This window comes from Microvirga sp. P4_A5 (assembly GCF_056402495.1).
In genome coordinates, this window is record NZ_JBFUHH010000015.1 from 1 (window position 1) to 17,678 (window position 17,678).

At 64.6% G+C, this 17,678-nt stretch carries 15 protein-coding genes; 6 read left to right on the plus strand and 9 right to left on the minus strand.

All coding sequences use genetic code 11. The annotated features are described in order from the left end of the window. Positions 1-132: 132 nt before the first annotated feature. Positions 133-1,119: a Bug family tripartite tricarboxylate transporter substrate binding protein gene (locus AC1DVM_RS06905; RefSeq protein ID WP_477253137.1), complete on the minus strand. Its 987-nt coding sequence runs from the start codon at positions 1,117-1,119 to the stop codon at positions 133-135. 228 nt (positions 1,120-1,347) lie between these two features. Here AC1DVM_RS06905 and AC1DVM_RS06910 point away from each other — a divergent pair, with 228 nt between their 5' ends. From AC1DVM_RS06910 to AC1DVM_RS06925, 4 genes are all read left to right on the plus strand, one after another. Beyond that, positions 1,348-2,550, plus strand: a complete 1,203-nt coding sequence (locus AC1DVM_RS06910) for a pyridoxal phosphate-dependent aminotransferase (RefSeq protein WP_477253139.1) — start codon at positions 1,348-1,350, stop codon at positions 2,548-2,550. Positions 2,551-2,678: 128 nt separating this feature from the next. Then, complete coding sequence (locus AC1DVM_RS06915) at positions 2,679-3,152, plus strand: DUF992 domain-containing protein (protein WP_477253141.1); 474 nt, start codon at positions 2,679-2,681, stop codon at positions 3,150-3,152. Positions 3,153-3,308: 156 nt separating this feature from the next. After that, positions 3,309-5,348 (plus strand): elongation factor G, encoded by a 2,040-nt coding sequence (locus AC1DVM_RS06920; RefSeq protein WP_477253143.1) that lies wholly within the window; start codon positions 3,309-3,311, stop codon positions 5,346-5,348. A gap of 140 nt (positions 5,349-5,488) precedes the next feature. Further along, a complete protein-coding gene (locus AC1DVM_RS06925; protein WP_477253145.1) occupies positions 5,489-7,225 on the plus strand; it encodes an AMP-binding protein in 1,737 nt (578 codons plus the stop codon). Positions 7,226-7,528: 303 nt separating this feature from the next. Here the strand turns inward: AC1DVM_RS06925 and AC1DVM_RS06930 are convergent, their stop codons facing one another. The 3 genes from AC1DVM_RS06930 to AC1DVM_RS06940 all read right to left on the minus strand — a co-directional run bounded on the left by AC1DVM_RS06930 (position 7,529) and on the right by AC1DVM_RS06940 (position 10,565). Then, on the minus strand, positions 7,529-8,419 hold the full coding sequence (locus AC1DVM_RS06930; RefSeq protein ID WP_477253146.1) for a LysR family transcriptional regulator: 891 nt from the start codon (positions 8,417-8,419) through the stop codon (positions 7,529-7,531). A gap of 173 nt (positions 8,420-8,592) precedes the next feature. Next, entirely contained in the window at positions 8,593-9,555 is a 963-nt protein-coding gene (gene trxB, locus AC1DVM_RS06935; protein WP_477253148.1) for a thioredoxin-disulfide reductase, read from the minus strand. After that, positions 9,555-10,565: a mitochondrial fission ELM1 family protein gene (locus AC1DVM_RS06940; RefSeq protein WP_477253150.1), complete on the minus strand. Its 1,011-nt coding sequence runs from the start codon at positions 10,563-10,565 to the stop codon at positions 9,555-9,557. The genes trxB and AC1DVM_RS06940 overlap by 1 nt, the downstream gene beginning before the upstream one ends. 138 nt (positions 10,566-10,703) lie before the next feature. Here AC1DVM_RS06940 and AC1DVM_RS06945 point away from each other — a divergent pair, with 138 nt between their 5' ends. Then, entirely contained in the window at positions 10,704-11,186 is a 483-nt protein-coding gene (locus tag AC1DVM_RS06945) for an Lrp/AsnC family transcriptional regulator (RefSeq protein WP_477253212.1), read from the plus strand. Here AC1DVM_RS06945 and AC1DVM_RS06950 read toward each other — a convergent pair. The 3 genes from AC1DVM_RS06950 to carB all read right to left on the minus strand — a co-directional run bounded on the left by AC1DVM_RS06950 (position 11,179) and on the right by carB (position 15,769). Then, positions 11,179-11,679 carry a hypothetical protein gene (locus tag AC1DVM_RS06950; protein ID WP_477253151.1) on the minus strand — a complete coding sequence of 167 codons (501 nt, stop codon included), beginning with the start codon at positions 11,677-11,679 and terminating at the stop codon, positions 11,179-11,181. The two genes, AC1DVM_RS06945 and AC1DVM_RS06950, sit on opposite strands and share 8 nt — an antisense overlap. A gap of 41 nt (positions 11,680-11,720) precedes the next feature. Then, entirely contained in the window at positions 11,721-12,194 is a 474-nt protein-coding gene (gene greA / locus AC1DVM_RS06955; RefSeq protein ID WP_477253153.1) for a transcription elongation factor GreA, read from the minus strand. Positions 12,195-12,298: 104 nt separating this feature from the next. Beyond that, positions 12,299-15,769, minus strand: coding sequence for a carbamoyl-phosphate synthase large subunit (gene carB / locus AC1DVM_RS06960; RefSeq protein WP_477253155.1), 3,471 nt, complete (start codon positions 15,767-15,769; stop codon positions 12,299-12,301). A gap of 184 nt (positions 15,770-15,953) precedes the next feature. Between carB and AC1DVM_RS06965 the strand changes: the two genes are divergently transcribed. Continuing rightward, positions 15,954-16,349, plus strand: a complete 396-nt coding sequence (locus AC1DVM_RS06965; RefSeq protein WP_477253157.1) for a GtrA family protein — start codon at positions 15,954-15,956, stop codon at positions 16,347-16,349. A 145-nt stretch (positions 16,350-16,494) separates the two neighbouring features. On the opposite strand, the gene AC1DVM_RS06970 is transcribed toward AC1DVM_RS06965, so the two are convergent. Together AC1DVM_RS06970 and AC1DVM_RS06975 are read right to left on the minus strand one after the other, a co-directional pair. After that, entirely contained in the window at positions 16,495-17,199 is a 705-nt protein-coding gene (locus AC1DVM_RS06970; RefSeq protein ID WP_477253158.1) for a methyltransferase domain-containing protein, read from the minus strand. A 93-nt stretch (positions 17,200-17,292) separates the two neighbouring features. Further along, positions 17,293-17,667: a hypothetical protein gene (locus tag AC1DVM_RS06975; RefSeq protein WP_477253160.1), complete on the minus strand. Its 375-nt coding sequence runs from the start codon at positions 17,665-17,667 to the stop codon at positions 17,293-17,295. Positions 17,668-17,678: the final 11 nt, after the last annotated feature.

Consider the following 17,678-nt stretch of genomic DNA (forward strand, 5'->3'; position numbering starts at 1 on the left):
GGGTTACTGCTCGTGAACTGGAAAAACACAAGCGTGTCGAGAAGGTTCCGCCGAGATTTGCAGCGATCGCATCCGGCAGGCGCTCCGGGTCGGAGCACCTGCCGGCTTTTTCATCGCGAGTAAGACTCCGGGTCAGTTGCCTTCAGGCGCGATATTGGCCGCCTTGATCACGTCCGCCCAGGTCTGGATTTCCTTCGCGAGGTAGGGCTTGAAAGCCTCCGGATCGCGCACGTTCAGGGTGAAACCCAGCTTGGTGATCCGGTCCTTGACGTCGGGCTTGTTGAGGATCGTGACGATAGTGCCCGAAAGCTTGTCCAGGATCGGTTTTGGGGTGTTCACGGGCGCAAAGAACGCGGCCCAGGATTCAGCGTCCGCGTTGGTGATGCCCTGTTCCTGCAAGGTCGGCACGTCGGGCGCCCGCGGGTTGCGCTTCGGGCTCGCGATGCCGATGGCCCGCATCTGGCCGGCCTGGAACTGCGCGAGCACGCTCGGCAGCGTCGAGTTCGAAACGTCGATGCGGCCCGCCATCAACTCGGTCACCAGGGGAGCGGCGCCCCGGAACGGCACATGGGTCATCTTGGTGCCGGTGCGGGTCATGAAGAGTTCGGTTGCCAGATGCGAGCCGGAGCCCACGCCGGTGGACCCGTAATTGAGCTTGCCGGGATCGGCCTTTGCGAGGGCGATCAGCTCCTGCATGGACTTTGCCGGGAGGGAGTTGCTGACCACGAATACGTGCTCGAAGGCGCCGGCGCCGGCCAGGGGTGCAAAATCCTTGATGGCGTCGTAGCCGGGCTCCTTCAGCAGGAACATGTTGTTGCCGTGCGTCTGGTTGTTGCCGAACACGATCGTGTAGCCATCGGGCTCGGCCCGGGCCACCGACCGCGTGCCGACCGCGCCGGAAGCCCCCGCGAGGTTCTCCACGATGACGTTCTGGCCGAGGGTCTTGCCCATCTCTTCGGCGACGATGCGCGCGATCACGTCCGTCGGGCCGCCGGCCGGATAAGGCACCACCATCTTGATGATCCGCTCCGGAAAGGTCTGTGCCGAAACACCGGTGGCGAGAAGGGTGGCGCCTGCGAACAGGCCCAGCGCGAGGCGGCGGGTAATGGAAGAATTCATGGCTTCAGGCGTCTCCTCAAAAACCCGTTCCACACGGGCTGTTTTGCTTGCTTGGCCGGCTTGGGCGGACTAGAGCATGGTCCCGGAAAGCCTGACGGCTTTTCCGGCAAGGGCAGGCTCCCGCCGGTCGATCCCTCGGCGGCACGCGTCCGAGGAACGTCCAGGCAGAGGTGCTTCCGCTCCGCGCCGCCCTGATTCCTTATCTAACGCCCCGCTCGGAGGATTCCCATGGGCTTTTTGTCTGACGCCCTTTCCCGCATCAAGCCGTCTGCAACGATCGTCATCACGCAGAAAGCGCGGGATCTCAAAGCGCAAGGGCGGGATGTCATCAGCCTCTCCGTCGGGGAGCCCGACTTCGACACCCCCGATAACATCAAGGAAGCCGCCATCGCGGCCATCCGCCGCGGCGAAACCAAATACACCCCGGTCCCCGGCATCGTGCCCCTGCGCGAGGCGATCGCCCGCAAGTTCAAGCGCGAGAACGGCCTCGACTACAAGCCCTCGCAGGTCATCGTGGGGACCGGCGGCAAGCAGGTGATCTACAACGCGCTTCTCGCCACACTGAACCCCGGCGACGAGGTCATCATTCCCGCGCCCTACTGGGTCTCCTACCCGGAGATGGTGGTGCTCTGCGGCGGCACGCCGGTCTTCGTCGAGACCACCATGGAGCACAATTTCAAGCTCCAGCCCGGGCCGCTGGAACGCGCGATCACGCCCAAGACGAAGTGGATCATCCTCAACTCGCCGTCGAACCCGACGGGCGGCGCCTATACGCGCGACGAGATGAAGGCGATCACCGACGTGCTGATGCGCCATCCGCATGTGTGGGTCCTCACCGACGACATGTACGAGCATCTGACCTACGGCGATTTCGAATTCGTGACGCCCGCCCAGGTCGAGCCCCGTCTCTACGACCGCACGCTCACCATGAACGGCGTGTCCAAATCCTACGCCATGACGGGCTGGCGGATCGGCTACGCGGCCGGTCCCGAGGAATTGATCCGCGCCATGGATTTCGTCCAGGGCCAGCAGACCTCCGGCGCCTGCTCCATCGCCCAATGGGCGGCGGTCGAGGCGCTGAATGGTCCGCAGGATCACCTCAAGGTGTTCCGCAAGGCTTTCGAGGAGCGCCGCGACCTCGTCGTCTCGATGCTCAACCAGGCCAAGTACCTGAAATGCCCCATGCCCGAGGGCGCGTTCTACGTCTATCCGTCCTGCGCGGAGGCCATCGGCAAGACGGCTCCGTCGGGTAAGGTGATCGAGACCGACGAGGATTTCGTCTCCGAGCTTCTCGAGACCGAGGGCGTCGCGGCGGTCCACGGCTCGGCCTTCGGCCTCGGCCCGAACCTACGCATTTCGTACGCCACCTCTACGGAGGTTCTCGAAGACGCCTGCCACCGCATCCAGCGCTTCTGCGGCAGCTTGCGGTAGACGGCCCAATCCTTGTGGCCTCCGCACCAGACGGAGGCCACAACCCCGAAATTGCCCCGCCTGGGCATGGAACATCCGCCACCTCTCGGCGGTTAACGGCCAAGCTGTTCAAAGCTGGAGAGATCGCCATGTTCCGTGCCGTCGCCTCAATCGCCGTCCTGACCGCATTTGCCGCCCTTGGGGCAACCGACGCCTCCGCGCAAAGCCGAACCCGCGCCGGGGTGCTCACCTGTAACGTGGCGGGTGGTGTCGGGCTGATCCTCGGTTCGCAGAAAGCAACATCCTGCGTCTTCGCTCCCCGGCGTGGCCGCAGCGAGCGTTATACGGGCGTGATCCGCAAGTTCGGTCTCGACATCGGTGCCACCCAGCGCGGCGTCATCACATGGGCGGTGTTCTCGCAAGGGAGTCTGGCTCCGGGCTCGCTCGCCGGCAGCTATGTGGGCGCAAGCGCCGAGGCGACCGTCGGCGCGGGTCTCGGCGCCAACGTTCTGGTGGGCGGCAACAACCGCACCGTGGCACTCCAGCCGCTTTCGGTGAGCGGGCAGACGGGCCTGAACTTCGCGCTCGGCGTGGGCGACCTGGAACTCCGCCCCAGCCGCTGACCCCTCTCATTCGCATGACGTTCGCAACGGCCGGGCTCATCCCCGGCCGTTGCCGTTTCGGCGTAAGCGCTTGCCAACCAGCCGCGACAGGCAGAGCATTGGGGCCGACGCGACGGTGAAGAGCGCGCTTTTCTCGGGGCAGGAAAGGAGACTTTCATGGCCACCAACGGAAGAGAAGCCGGGGGCCCTCGGTGCATCGCCATCGTCGGCCCATTTCAGAGCGGAAAAACCAGCCTCCTCGAATCCATTCTCGAACGCACCGGAAGCATCGGACGCTCCGGCCGCGTCAGCAATGGCGATACGGTCGGCGATTCAAGCGCGGAAGCGCGCGCCCACCGCATGAGCATCGAGCCCAACGTGGCGAGCGCGACGTTCCTCGGCGAAACCATGACATTCGTCGATTGCCCCGGCTCCACGGAATTCATTCATGAGATGCGCAATGTGGCCCCGGTCTGCGACGCGGCCGTTGTGGTCTGCGAGGCGGATGAGCGCAAAATTCCCGCCCTCGAAGTCGTCCTGCGCGAACTCGAAGAAGCGGACATCCCGCGCTTTCTGTTCATCAACAAGGTCGACACCGCGTCGCGCCGGGTCCGCGAGACGCTGGCGCTCTTGCAGCGCGCGTCGCGCACGCCGCTTCTTCTGCGCCAGATCCCGATCTGGAAAGACGGGATCGCGGTCGGCTTCATCGATCTGGCGCTGGAGCGCGCCTTCATCTACCGCGAACATGCGCCAAGCGAGATCGTGGACATCCCCGAGGGTGAATCCTTGCGCGAGCGCGAGGCGCGTTTCGCCATGCTGGAGCGGCTCGCGGATTACGACGATGYGCTGATGGAAGATTTGATTTCCGAAATCGATCCGCCGCGCGATCGCATCTTCGACGACCTTGCGCGGGAGTTGAAGGACCAGCACGTCGTGCCGGTCTTCATCGGCGCGGCGGAACGCGGCAATGGCGTCACGCGGCTGTTGAAGGCGCTGCGGCACGAAGCGCCGACATTGTCCGAAACGCGCTCCCGCCTCGGTGTTGCGGAGGACGGCGCGCCGCTCGCGCAGATCGTCAAGACGCTGCATATGGGCCAGGGCGGCAAGATGTCCGTTGCCCGGGTTCTGCGCGGCGCGTTCCATGAGGGCGACGGCGTCGTGGGATCGCGGGGAGCCGAGACGCGGGTCGGGTCGCTGTTGGCGCTCACCGGCGCCGGAACCGCGCGCGTTCCCGAGGCGAATGCGGGCGAGGTCGTCGGTTTCGGGAGACTTGAAGGTCTCGCCACCGGCGATTGCTTCGCGGCCGGCAAGACGCGTCCTGAGGCCATCCTCTCGAATGCGCCGCCCGAACCCGTCTATGCGCTGTCGCTTCGCATCAAGGACCGCAAGGACGACGTGCGCTTGTCCGGCGCTCTTGCCAAGATCGCCGAGGAAGATCCCTCGCTGGTGATTGAAACCTCGCCGGAACTCGGCGAGATCCGCCTGCTCGGGCAGGGCGAGATGCATCTGCGGGTCGCCGTCGAACGGCTGCAATCGCGGTTCCAGGTCGGGGTCGAGACCGCCAGGCCCCGCATCGGCTATTGCGAGACGATCCGGGCTCCGGCCTCGGCGCGTGGCCGCCACCGCAAACAGACCGGAGGGCACGGGCAGTTCGGCGATGTGATGATCGAGATCAAGCCGCTGCCGCGAGGGGAGGGGTTTGCGTTCGTCGACCGGATCACCGGCGGCGTCGTTCCGCGCCAATACATCCCGTCGGTCGAGACCGGGGCGCGGGACGCGGTGAAAAGCGGTCCGCTGGGCTTTCCCGTCGTCGACCTGTCGGTCACCTTGACCGACGGCTCGTACCACACGGTCGATTCATCCGACGCAGCCTTCCAGGCCGCCGCGCGGCTCGCCCTCGCCGAAGCTCTGCCGAAGGCGAAGCCGGTGCTCCTCGAACCGGTGCTGGCGGTGGAGATCACCATTCCATCCGATGCGCTCTCGCGGGCGACCGGCCTTGTCACGTCGCGACGTGGGCAGATCCTCGGCTACGATTCCAGGCCGGGATGGTCCGGCTGGGACGTGATCAGCGCGACGATCCCGGAGGCTGAGATCGGCGACCTGATCGTGGAGCTGCGTTCGGCAACCTCGGGGGTGGGGACGTTTTCGACACGCTTCGACCATATGGCCGAACTCAGCGGCAAGCCTGCCGAGGCCGTGACACACAAGGCGCATTAGGAGGGCGCCTGCCGGGAAAGGCGCGGCCGGCGTCGCCGGTCGGCCGACCATCGACAAACCGTTTCGGACGCGCCAAGTTAAGCTTCAGAGGAGACATCATCTCCCGTCGCGAAAACCGCGTCCCCGCGGAGGAAAAGTCGATGAACGTCAGTGGTCCGGCAGAGATGCCAGGTTCGGAAGCCGCCAATGCTGCAGCCGCTTCGATCTCGCGGCCCTGGCTGAAATCCTATCCCGAGGCGATTCCGCCGAAGATCGACGAAGCCAGGATCGGAACCCTCGTCGATTTCTTCCGGCACGGGATCAGCGCCTATGCGGATCGCCCGGCGGTCGAAAGCTTCGGCAAGCGCATGACCTACCGGGAGCTCGGGCAAGAGGCCGCGAAGGTGACGTCGTGGTTGCAGAGCCGGGGCATCGGCAAGGGAGATCGCGTGGCCATCATGCTGCCGAACGTGATGGCTTATCCGGCCATCATGTACGGCGTCCTCAACGCGGGCGCGACGGTCGTCAACATCAATCCGCTCTATACGCCGCGCGAGTTGATCCAGCAGATGCGCGATTCCGGCGCGCGTCTTCTGTTCGTGCTGGAGAACTTCGCCACCACCGTGGAGGCGGCGGGCGCCGACATCAAGGTCGATCAAGTCGTCATCGTAAAGCCGGGCGATCTGCTGGGGCTGAAAGGTGCGATCATCAACCTCGTGTCCCGCTACGTGAAGAAGGCCGTGAAACCCTTCACGCTTCCCGGCTCCGTATCTCTGCACGAAGTGATGGCGAAAGGTGCGGGGACGCCCCCCAAACTGGTGCCAGTGTCGCCCGACGATATCGCGTTCCTGCAATATACCGGCGGCACGACCGGCGTGGCGAAGGGCGCGATGCTGCTCCATCGCAATGTCGCGGCGAATGTCATGCAATGCGAAGCCTGGATGGTGCCCTATTTCGGTGATCRCAGCGACCACGTGATGGTGACGGCGCTGCCGCTCTATCACATCTTCGGGCTCACGGCGTGCGCCTTGCTGATGCTCAAGATCGGCGGTTGCCAATTGCTCATCACCAATCCGCGCGACATTCCGGGATTCGTCAAAACATTGAAGACGCGACCGTTCACGCTGATGTCGGGCGTCAACACGCTCTACAACGCCCTGTCGCACGCGCCCGGCATCGAGGAGGTGGATTTTTCGCACCTCGTCTTCGCGATTTCGGGGGGCATGGCCACGCAGGCGGCGGTGGCGAAGAAGTGGCAGGAAGTCGCCGGTGTGCCCATCGTCGAAGGATATGGCCTGTCGGAGACATCCCCGGTCGTGTGCGTGAACCGACTCGACATCAAGGAGTTCACCGGAACCATCGGTTATCCGGTCCCCTCCACGGACATCGATGTCCGCGGGCCGACCGGCGCGGTTCTGCCATTTGGCGAGCGCGGGGAGCTGTGCGTGAAAGGTCCGCAGGTCATGGCGGGCTATTGGCAAAAGCCCGACGAGACCGCGAAGGTCACCACGCCCGATGGCTTTTTCCGGACCGGCGATGTGGCCGTCATCCTTCCGGACGGGCAGGTGAAGATCGTCGATCGAATGAAGGACATGATCCTGATTTCCGGTTTCAACGTCTATCCCAACGAGGTCGAGGACGTGATCGCGATGCATCCGGGCGTCATGGAGGCGGCGGTCATCGGTGTGCCGGACAACGATGGCGGTGAGACCGTGGCCGCATACGTGGTTCGCAAGGATCCCACCCTTACGGCGGACGCCCTTCGTGATTTCTGCCGCGAGAACCTCACCGGCTACAAGGTGCCGAAGCGGATCGAGTTTCGCGACGCATTGCCGAAGACGAATGTCGGCAAGGTGTTGCGGCGCGTGCTCAAGGACGAGGTCACGAGACACGCCTGAGACTGCGCGCAGGGGCGCTCGACAATCCACGCTCCCGACAAGGCAAAAAAAAGCCGGGCACGAGGCCCGGCAAAGTAGAGGTCCGACAAAAAGTCAAAACCTTCCAGAGGGAACGGCCGAACACGGGATCACCGGGAGGAAGAAAGTGATGCCGTGCTGAATTCGACCAAGGCTGATATCGGCCGCATCGTGCCCGTTTGCAAGGCAAAGTGCATCATGAAGGGGCTGCGTTAAGCGCATGGCTCACGCGGTGACCCGCCACAATACGGACATCTTGCGAAGCTTGGCTGTTGGCATGCTGCGCTAAAAGGTCCAGCGTTGCGCCTTCGTGATGAGAAAATCGCGAAATGCCTGCACGCGCGCCACCGAGCGCATTTCCTCGGCATAGACCAGATAGCTGTCGAGCGTCGGCATCTCAACGTCGCGCAGGATCTGCGTGAGATCAGGATTGCCGACGACCGCGTAATCCGGCAGCACCGCGATGCCCGCGCCCGTTTCGACGGCGAGTTTCAGCGCCGTGATGTTGTTGACCATGTAATGGTATTGGCGCGGTTCCTGACCTTCGCGCCCGGCGGTCGACAGCCAGTGCACGGCCAGCAGGTACGACGGCTCCTGTCCGCCGAACGACACGATGCGATGCTTGTCGAGATCCGCGATCGTGGTGGGCTCGCCGAACCGCTTGAGATAATCGTTCGACGCATAGACGTGGAAGTGGATCGTGAAGAGGCGACGCTGGATGAGATCGGGCTGGGCCGGGCGACGCAGGCGGATCGCCACGTCGGCCTCGCGCATGGCGAGATCGAGTTCCTCGTTGTTGAGGATGAGCTCCACGCGGACGTCGGGATAGAGATCGAGAAACTCTCCGATCCGCTGCGCCAGCCAGATCGAGCCGAGGCCGACCGTGGTGGTAACCTTCAGCGTGCCCGAAGGGCGCTCGCTGGTATCGACCAGCCGCGCCTTGGTGGTTTCGAGCCGCATCCGCATATCGCGCGCCGCGCGGAACAGAAGGTCGCCCTGCTCGGTGAGAATCAGCCCGCGGGCGTGACGGTGGAAGAGGGGCGCGCGCAACTCGCGTTCGAGGGCGCTGATCTGGCGGCTCACGGCGGACTGGCTCAATCCCAGATCCTCACCGGCGCGCGTGAAGCTGCCTGCCTCCGCGACGGTGTAGAAAATCCGGACCTTGTCCCAATCCACGACGTGTTCCTCGTATCCAGCGCACGCGTGGCCGGTCTTGGCCTTTGGAGCGGTTGTCGTTCGGGCCGTTCAAGGCCCGGACACTTAAATCTATGTCCTGCGAGTGCCCGACGGACACAATAGGAATTCTGCCCAGTCGTAAACGAAATTTCAGCGGGCGCCAGAGCGCGGCCTCACTCGGCGGCCTGTCGGGTCAGCTCAATCGCCTGCAGATAGCGCTCGGCCTCCAAAGCCGCCATGCAGCCGAGGCCGGCCGCCGTCACCGCCTGGCGGAACACGTCGTCCGCGACATCGCCCGCGGCGAACACGCCCGGAATGTTGGTGGCGGTCGAGCCCGGCTGGGTCTGCAAATAACCGCCCGGCTTCATATCGAGCTGCCCGACGAAGAGTTCGGTGGAGGGTTTGTGGCCGATGGCGACGAAAACCCCGTCGGTGCGCAATTCGGAGACCTGTCCGGTGACGATGTTCTTCAGCCTCACGTGGTCGACCGACAGGGGCGCCTCGGTGCCGCCGATTTCCTCGACGGCCGAATTCCACACCACCTCGATATTGGGATGCTTGAACAACCGATCCTGCAGGATTCGTTCGGCCCGGAACGAATCGCGCCGGTGGACCACCACGACTTTCGACGCGAGATTGGCGAGATAGAGAGCCTCCTCGACCGCCGTATTGCCGCCGCCCACCACCACCACTTCCTTGCCGCGGAAGAAGAACCCGTCACAAGTCGCACAGGCCGAGACGCCGAAGCCCTGGAACCTCGCCTCGGACGGCAGGCCGAGCCATTTGGCCTGCGCCCCGGTGGCTATGACGAGCGAATCGCACGAGAAGGTAGCACCGGAATCGGCCTCCAGGCGGAAAGGGGCCTTGCTCAGGTCCGCCTTGACGATGTGATCCGAGATCATCTTCGTGCCCACATGCTCGGCCTGCATGCGCATCTGTTCCATCAGCCACGGGCCCTGGATGACATCGGCGAAACCCGGATAGTTCTCCACATCCGTGGTGATCATCAGCTGGCCGCCCGGCTGGAAACCGGAAATGAGCAGCGGCTCGAGCATGGCGCGGGCCGCGTAGATCGCCGCGGTATATCCCGCCGGGCCGGAGCCGATGATGATGAGTTTGGCGTGAGTGTGGGCCATCAAAGTCTCTCCGGTCCATCGGGCGCGGCGGCAAGTCCGAGGGCGCGGCGATGGGAGGCCACGCCTTGGGCGATGGCGCTGGCGATGTCAAAGGTTGAATTTAGGGGCTTGTAGGGGTTTCCTTCAAGCTGACCCCCGAAGCCATGCACAATTCCCTCGGATTTCAGGACGCCAATATAGGCGTCGAGCTTGGGATGGCCGCCCTGGGGCTCGAAAACCAGCACCGGAACGCCGGTCGCGGCGGCCTCACCGATCATGTTGAAGGAATCCGCCGTGACGACGACATAATCCGCCAGCGCCAGCATGGACAAATAGGGGTTGGTGCCGTCGCCGTTCCAGAAGAAGCCTCCGTGGTCCACCGCCAGGGCGATCATGCGCCGGCGCAGGGCCTCGGGCGTGCGGCGCGAGGCGGTCATCATCAGGCCGGCACCGCTTTGCGCCAGAGCGCCGAGCTGATCGGCAAGGCGCGCCACGTCCGCGTCGGTGAAACGATGGTGGCGGCTGTCGCCGCCGACCAGCACCGCGACGCGGGGATGCGGCAGCGGGGCGAGGCGCATGTCCGGCGCGGCGCGGGCCTCCCTCAGACGCTCCGGCGAGATTCGGTGCGGCGGGGTCAGGGTGGTGAGGACGTTCGAACCCCGGATGCGATCGTAGCTGGGAGCCCAGATGAAATCCGCGGCCCCGGGGCCGGTACGCGGGTCCTTCAGGAACACCGTGTAGGTGCGCCCGCCCGAAGCATGCTTGACGTAGCGCAGATAGGGCACCGCACGGCGGCCGGATGCGATGGCGATATCGGGGAAGGGCGGCGCGAGCGGCGAGTTATGGGCGCCCGGTCGCTCGCGCGGGTCGATCGGCCCGAAAGGCATGAACCAGCTGAAGGGGGGTCGGGGACGCACGCGACGGATCTCGGGATCGAGACCGAGCGCCTCGGCGACGCTGAGGGCCTGCAGCTCGTCCCCGGCCTTGCCGTCGGTCAACACCCAGGCCGTCAAGGAAGCCGGGAGGGTCACCAAAGCGCGCCTGCGCAAGAATCGATCACGGTGCCTGTGGAGTTCATGTGGTTCGTTGCGATGGCCGGGCCGGGACTGCTTGTGTCCTCCGTCTACACCGTCTACTCACCCGAGACGAGCTTTTCTCGGGAAGATCACGTGCGCGGACGCCTCGATTCCATCGACTGGGCCATCCTGAAAGAACTGCAGGCCGACGGCAGCATCACCAATGTGGAGCTGGCGCGGCGTGTCGGCCTTTCGGCTCCCCCCTGCCTGCGCCGGGTGCGGGCGCTCGAGAGTTCGGGCGTGATCAAGGCTTATCGGGCCATGCTCGACCCGAAGGCCCTCGGCTTCGAGATCGTCTGCTTCGCGATGGTGCAGCTGGCGGTCCAGGGGCAGGCCGAACTCAAGGCCTTCGAGGATCACATCACCGAATGGCGGGTGGTGCGGGAGTGCTGGAAGCTTTCGGGAGACATCGACTTCATCCTGAAATGCGTCGCTCCCAATCTGGGAGCCTTTCAGGGCTTCGTGTCAGACCTGACGTCGCTGCCGAATGTCCGCAACGTGCGGACGGCCTTGGCCCTCGACCAGATCAAGGACGAACCGCTGATCCCGATCGAGGATTCGGTCGAAATCAGCTGATGAGTCGGCGGCGGAGCCACCGGACGTAATGCCGCGAGACCGTCACGGCACGCCCCTGTTCGTTGGGCGTCAGGATGCTGGTGCGCACGTCCAGAACGGCGAGCTGGGGGAAGGACGCCAGGATTTCGCCGCGCCGTCCGACCGCCAGCGCTTCGCCCTCCACCGAATCGGTGCCGCCTCCGCCTGCACCTCCGCCCCACCAACGCTCGCCGCCGCCATCCGGGAAGGCCGTCAGATTGACGGCGGTCACGCGAACCACGAGGCGCGGACCGCGAGGATCGACCCGATCCGCGAACGAGCGCCGCAACTCGTCGAGGGTCGCGGCGGCCACGAGGTCGGCGAAGGGCCCAAGGCCCTTCGCCTTCAGGACGCTCACATCCACCGCGAAGGAGGAGAAATATTGGGGGAAGCCCTGCGCCGGAGCGGGCTGAGGCGCCAGGACGACGGCGCCGGCCAAACCGGCCAGGAAGGTCCGACGCGAGAGACTGGACATGATCCGCACCCTCATTTGCCGCCCCCTCCTGCCGACATCGGTCAGCCGAACGTAACGCCCACCACCTCGTAGGATTTTCCGCCGCCGGGCGTGGTGACCTCGACCGTATCGCCCACCGTCTTGCCCATGAGGGCACGCGCAATGGGGGACGAGATCGAGACGCGGCCGGAGCGCACGTCCGCCTCCGGATCGCCGACGATCTGGTAGGTTTTCTCTTCCTCGGTGTCCTCGTCCACGAGACGGACGACGGCCCCGAACTTGATTCGGTCGCCCGAGAGCTTCGACACGTCGATGACCTCTGCGCGGGAGATCAGGCTTTCGAGCTCGAGCACCCGGCCCTCGTTGAGGGACTGCGCCTCCTTGGCAGCGTGATACTCGGCATTTTCCGACAGGTCGCCCAGTGCCCGGGCTTCCGAAATCGCCTGAATGATCCGCGGGCGGTCAACCTGCTGGCGCTGCTTGAGTTCTTCTTCCAGCGCAGCATGACCCTTGATTGTCAGCGGAACCTTTTCCATCGTTCGTCTCGTTCAAAAAGAGGTACGAGGCCGCCGTTTCCGACGCCCTCGCTGATCAACGAAAACTTCTCTGAAGCTTCGCAGTTCCTGTAGAGGCTCACGCCTCAGGCGAAATAGTCCTGAAGCGGTCGAACCTCGAGATCGCCGCCGAGATAGGCTTTGATCCCCTCGGCCGCCGCGATCGACCCTGCAAGAGTGGTATAGTAGGGCACCTTATGCAAGAGGGCGGCCTGGCGCAGGGAGCGGGAATCCGACAGGGCGCCGGCCCCCTCCGTGGTGTTGAAGACAAGCTGGATATCGCCGTTCTTGATGGCGTCCACCACGTGGGGCCGGCCTTCCAGCACCTTGTTGATGCGCGTCGCCTTGACGCCGTTCTCCACCAGAAACTTCTGGGTGCCGCTGGTGGCGACGATCCGGAAGCCGCTCTCCTCCAGCGCCCGGATGGTCGGCAGGATGCGGGCCTTGTCGCTGTCGCGCACGGACACGAAGACGGCCCCCGTCTTCGGCACATGGGTGCCGGAGCCGAGCTGGCTCTTGGCAAAGGCAACGCCGAAGCTGCGATCGAGGCCGATGACCTCGCCGGTCGAGCGCATTTCGGGTCCGAGCAGCACATCGACGCCAGGGAACCGGGCGAAGGGGAACACCGCTTCCTTGACGCCGATATGGTCGAGCTCCTTGGCCACGAGCCCGAAATGGGCGAGGCTTTCGCCCGCCATGATGCGGGCGGCGATCTTGGCGATGGGCTCGCCGATCACTTTCGCCACGAAGGGGATCGTGCGGGAGGCGCGGGGGTTCACCTCGAGGACGTAGATGTCGCCGTTCTTGATGGCGTATTGGACGTTCATCAGCCCTCCGACATCGAGGGCCAGCGCCAGCGCCTTCGTCTGGCGCTCCAGTTCGGCCAAAATCTCGGGCGACAGGGAGCGGGGCGGCAGCGAGCAGGCGGAATCGCCCGAATGGATGCCCGCCTCCTCGATATGCTCCATGATGCCGGCGACGAACACGTCCTTGCCGTCGCTGAGGCAATCCACGTCCACCTCGATCGCGTCCGATAGGTAACGGTCGAACAGCAGGGGGTTCTTGCCGAGCACCGTGTTGATCTGGCCGGTCTTGTCGTTCGGATAGCGCGCCTTCACGTCCGAGGGGATCAGGCTCGGCAGGGTGCCCAGCAGGTAATCCTCGAACTGGACCTCGTCGCGGATGATCGCCATGGCCCGGCCACCGAGCACGTAGGACGGCCGCACCACGAAGGGCAGGCCGAGTTCGGCGGCGATGAGGCGGCTCTGCTCGACCGAATAGGCGATACCGTTCTTGGGCTGCTTCAGGTGCAGCTTGTCGAGAAGGCGCTTGAACCGATCCCGGTCCTCCGCGAGGTCGATGGCGTCCGGCGAGGTGCCGAGGATCGGAACGTTGTTTTCCTCCAGGGCCCGCGCGAGCTTCAGCGGCGTCTGGCCGCCGAACTGCACGATGACGCCGTGCAGGGTCCCCCGCGAGCGTTCGGTCTCGATGATCTCCAGCACATCCTCTTCGGTCAGCGGCTCGAAATAGAGCCGGTCCGAGGTGTCGTAATCGGTCGAGACGGTCTCGGGATTGCAATTGATCATAATGGTCTCGTAGCCCGCGTCCTTGAGCGCGAAGCAGGCGTGGCAGCAGCAATAGTCGAACTCGATACCCTGGCCGATCCGGTTCGGGCCGCCGCCGAGAATGATGACCTTCTTGGCATCGGTGGGCCGCGCCTCGTCGGCAGGCACGCCCGCGAAGGGCGCAACATAGGTCGAGTACATGTAGGCGGTCGGCGACGCGAATTCGGCCGCGCAAGTGTCGATGCGCTTGTAGACCGGGCGCACCGCCAGCGAGCGGCGCAGATTGCGCACTTCGAGCTCAGTCGAGCCGGTCAGGACCGCGAGCCGCGCATCAGAGAACCCCATGGATTTGAGGTGGCGGAACGCGCCCGGCGTCCGGGGCAGGCCGTGCGCCTTTACCTTGGCTTCTAGATCGACGATTGCCTGCAATTGCTCGAGGAACCAGCGATCGATCTTGCAGCTGTCGTAAACCTCGTCATGGCTGACGCCGAGGCGCAGCGCCTGCGCGACCTTCAAAAGCCGGTCCGGCGTCGGGGTGCCGAGCGCCGCCTTGATGGCGTTGCGGTCGTCGCCCTTGCCGAGGCCCTCGATCTCGATCTCGTCGAGTCCCTGGAGCCCCGTCTCCAACGAGCGCAAGGCCTTCTGCAGCGATTCCGGCAGGGTCCGGCCGATCGCCATGGCCTCGCCGACGGATTTCATCGCCGTGGTGAGGGTCGGCTCGGCGCCGGGGAACTTCTCGAAGGCGAAGCGCGGGATCTTCGTCACCACGTAGTCGATGGTCGGCTCGAAGGAGGCCGGCGTCGCGCCCCCGGTGATGTCGTTGGCGATCTCGTCCATGGTGTAGCCGACGGCGAGCTTCGCCGCGACCTTGGCGATGGGAAAGCCCGTGGCCTTGGAAGCGAGCGCGGAAGACCGCGACACGCGCGGGTTCATCTCGATGACGATCATGCGGCCGTTCTCGGGGTTCACGGCGAATTGCACGTTCGATCCGCCGGTCTCGACGCCGATCTCGCGAAGCACCGCGAGCGAGGCGTCGCGCATGATCTGGTATTCCTTGTCGGTCAGCGTCAGCGCCGGCGCGACGGTGATGGAATCGCCCGTATGGACGCCCATCGGATCGATGTTCTCGATGGAGCAGACGATGATGCAGTTATCCGCCTTGTCGCGGACGACCTCCATCTCGTATTCCTTCCAGCCGAGCACGCTCTCCTCGATCAGCACCTCGTTGGTGGGCGAGGCGTCGAGGCCCCGCTCGACGATGTCGAGAAATTCCTCGCGGTTATACGCAATGCCGCCGCCGGTGCCGCCCATGGTGAAGGACGGGCGCAGGATGGCGGGCAGGCCCACTTCGGAGAGCGCCAGCAGGGCCTCGCCCATGGCGTGCTCCTGATAACGCTTGCGGCGCTCGTTCTCGGCGGCGTTCCATTTGAGCTCGTAGCTGGCGATGATCCGCTTCTTGTCGCCCGGATGCATGTCGAGGGATTCGAGCCGCGCCAGTTCGGCCAGATACGCGTCCCGGTCGGCCTTCTTCAGCGCCGAGGCGTTGGCGAGGCGGGATTTCGGGGTGTCGAGGCCGATCTTGGTCATGGCCTCGCGGAAAAGCTGGCGGTCCTCGGCCTTGTCGATGGCCTCAGCGGTCGCGCCGATCATCTCGACGTTGTACTTGTCGAGAATGCCCATCTTCTTCAGCGACAGGGCGCAATTCAGCGCCGTCTGGCCGCCCATGGTCGGCAGCAGGGCGTCGGGACGTTCCTTCTCGATGATCTTGGCCACGATCTCGGGCGTGATCGGCTCCACATAGGTGGCGTCGGCGAGATCGGGGTCGGTCATGATCGTCGCCGGGTTGGAATTAACCAGGACGATTCGGTATCCCTCTTCCTTCAGGGCTTTCACCGCCTGCGTGCCCGAATAATCGAACTCGCACGCCTGCCCGATGATGATCGGGCCCGCGCCGATGATGAGAATGGAGGAGATGTCGGTCCGTTTCGGCATTGGGCACCCGTATCCAGCCGCGCGACCGCATGATGCGGCGCTTCTTACGCGCAGCCGGGATGTTGTCAGATTGAAGGTTGAGTGAGGCTCTTACACGGGCTTACCCCGCAAAGGAAGGGCCAAGGCGCAGCTTCTCCCGCTCGAATGGGCTTCACCCCCGGGGGCGGACGGGATATCGAGAGCCGTGAGCCACTTGCCATCCCCGCGAAACCTTGCCCGCCAGTTCGCCGCCTTCTTCGGCGTCGGAATCGCCGCGGCGATCGTTCATTACGGCGTGTTGATCGCCCTCGTGGAGGGGATTGCCGCCGAACCGGTGCCCGCGACCCTCATTGGCTATATCGCGGGCGGGCTCGTCTCCTACGCATTGAACCGACGCCACACCTATGAGAGCACCCGCCCGCACCGGGAGGCGACTTGGCGCTTTGCCGTGGTGGCGTTCGTGGGCTTCCTGCTGACCTGGGGCTTCATGCACGCCTTCGTCGAGTGGCTGGGCGCGCCCTACCTGCCCGCGCAGATGGTGACGACCGGGATCGTGATGCTGTGGAGTTTCATCGCCCACAAGGCATGGACGTTTGCGTGAGCAGCCGTCATTCCGGGCCGCGTAGCGGTGCCCGGAATCCGGGCGCGCTGACGCCGCCAAATGAGCAGAGTCGGTCGGCACTCGTCTTGATCCTCGGCGTTTATGGGTTCCGGGCTCGCTTCGCGACCCGGAATGACGGCTAGTCTCAGCCTGCCTTCGGTTCGAGCGGTCTCGCCACGAACGTCATCCGCGCCTGGTTGTGCCCCAGATTGCGGGCCGACCGCTCCGCTGAAAATCCTGCCTCGTCGAGGATCTCCAGCAGTTCGCCTTCGCCGTATTGCGCCAATCCGATCTCGTCCCGGATCTTGCGGTAATCCGAGAACGCGGTCCGTCCCAAGCCGAGGAGGGCGGATTTCAGGAACCCGCCCTGCCAGGCGAAGGACAGCAGCGCCTTGGCGTCCACGAGAGGGCTGAGGCCGGGCGGCAGCACGTCGGCGAGGACGAGCCTTCCGTCGCTCTTGAGCTTGCTCTTCCAGAGCCTCAAAAGCCCGCGCAGCTCTTCGAGCGACAGGTATTGCAGCAACGAATTCACCACGATCAGGTCGAGGGACCAGTCCGCGATGGTGGAGACTTCATCGGGGGAGAAGATCGTGACTTTCGCATTGGCCTCGAGGCGCTCACGCAGCCTGTCGCGCACCAGAAGGGCGGCATCGCTGAGGTAGAGATGGCCGCATTGCGCGGCGATCCGGTCGGCGAACAGGGCCTCGCCGCTGCCGTAATCGAGCACGCGGGCGTCCCGTGACGGGATCAGCCCGATAATGTCGTTCGCCACCAGTCGGTAATGGAGGAGCTTGTGCCGCTCTCCCGAATAGATCGGGGTGTCCTGATTCCAGTAGTCGCGCCAGTTCATGTATCCCCTGCCGTCCGATGAACGCGCGCACCCTGCCGCAGAGTCTCGCCGTCTCAAAGGGGATTTTTATCAGCCAGCCGCGCGCCGCGCCGCTCAAAGCCCGAGAAAATAGGCAGCGACCGCCCGATCGATCGAGAGATAGAACAGGATGAAGGCGACGAGCGCCGCGACTCCGAATTCGGCTGCCTGATTTTTCAGGATCTGGAATTGACGCAGGGCATTCTGGCCGAAAACGCTCAGGAGCCAGGCTGCCGCCAGCACGGTGGGGAAGACGAACAGGAACGACCATGTGCTCTCGACCTGCCCGGAATAGCCCGGATCGAGCAGCGGCCGAATATTGCGAACCCACGGAGCGTAGAACGAGGCCCAGAAGGACGTTACCCAAGCCAGCGCGACCGCGATACCGAGATGAAAGGTGAAAAGGCCGTGGAATTTGCTGAATTGCCCAGCGTCGTCATTAATCGTCATGTGAAAAAAGC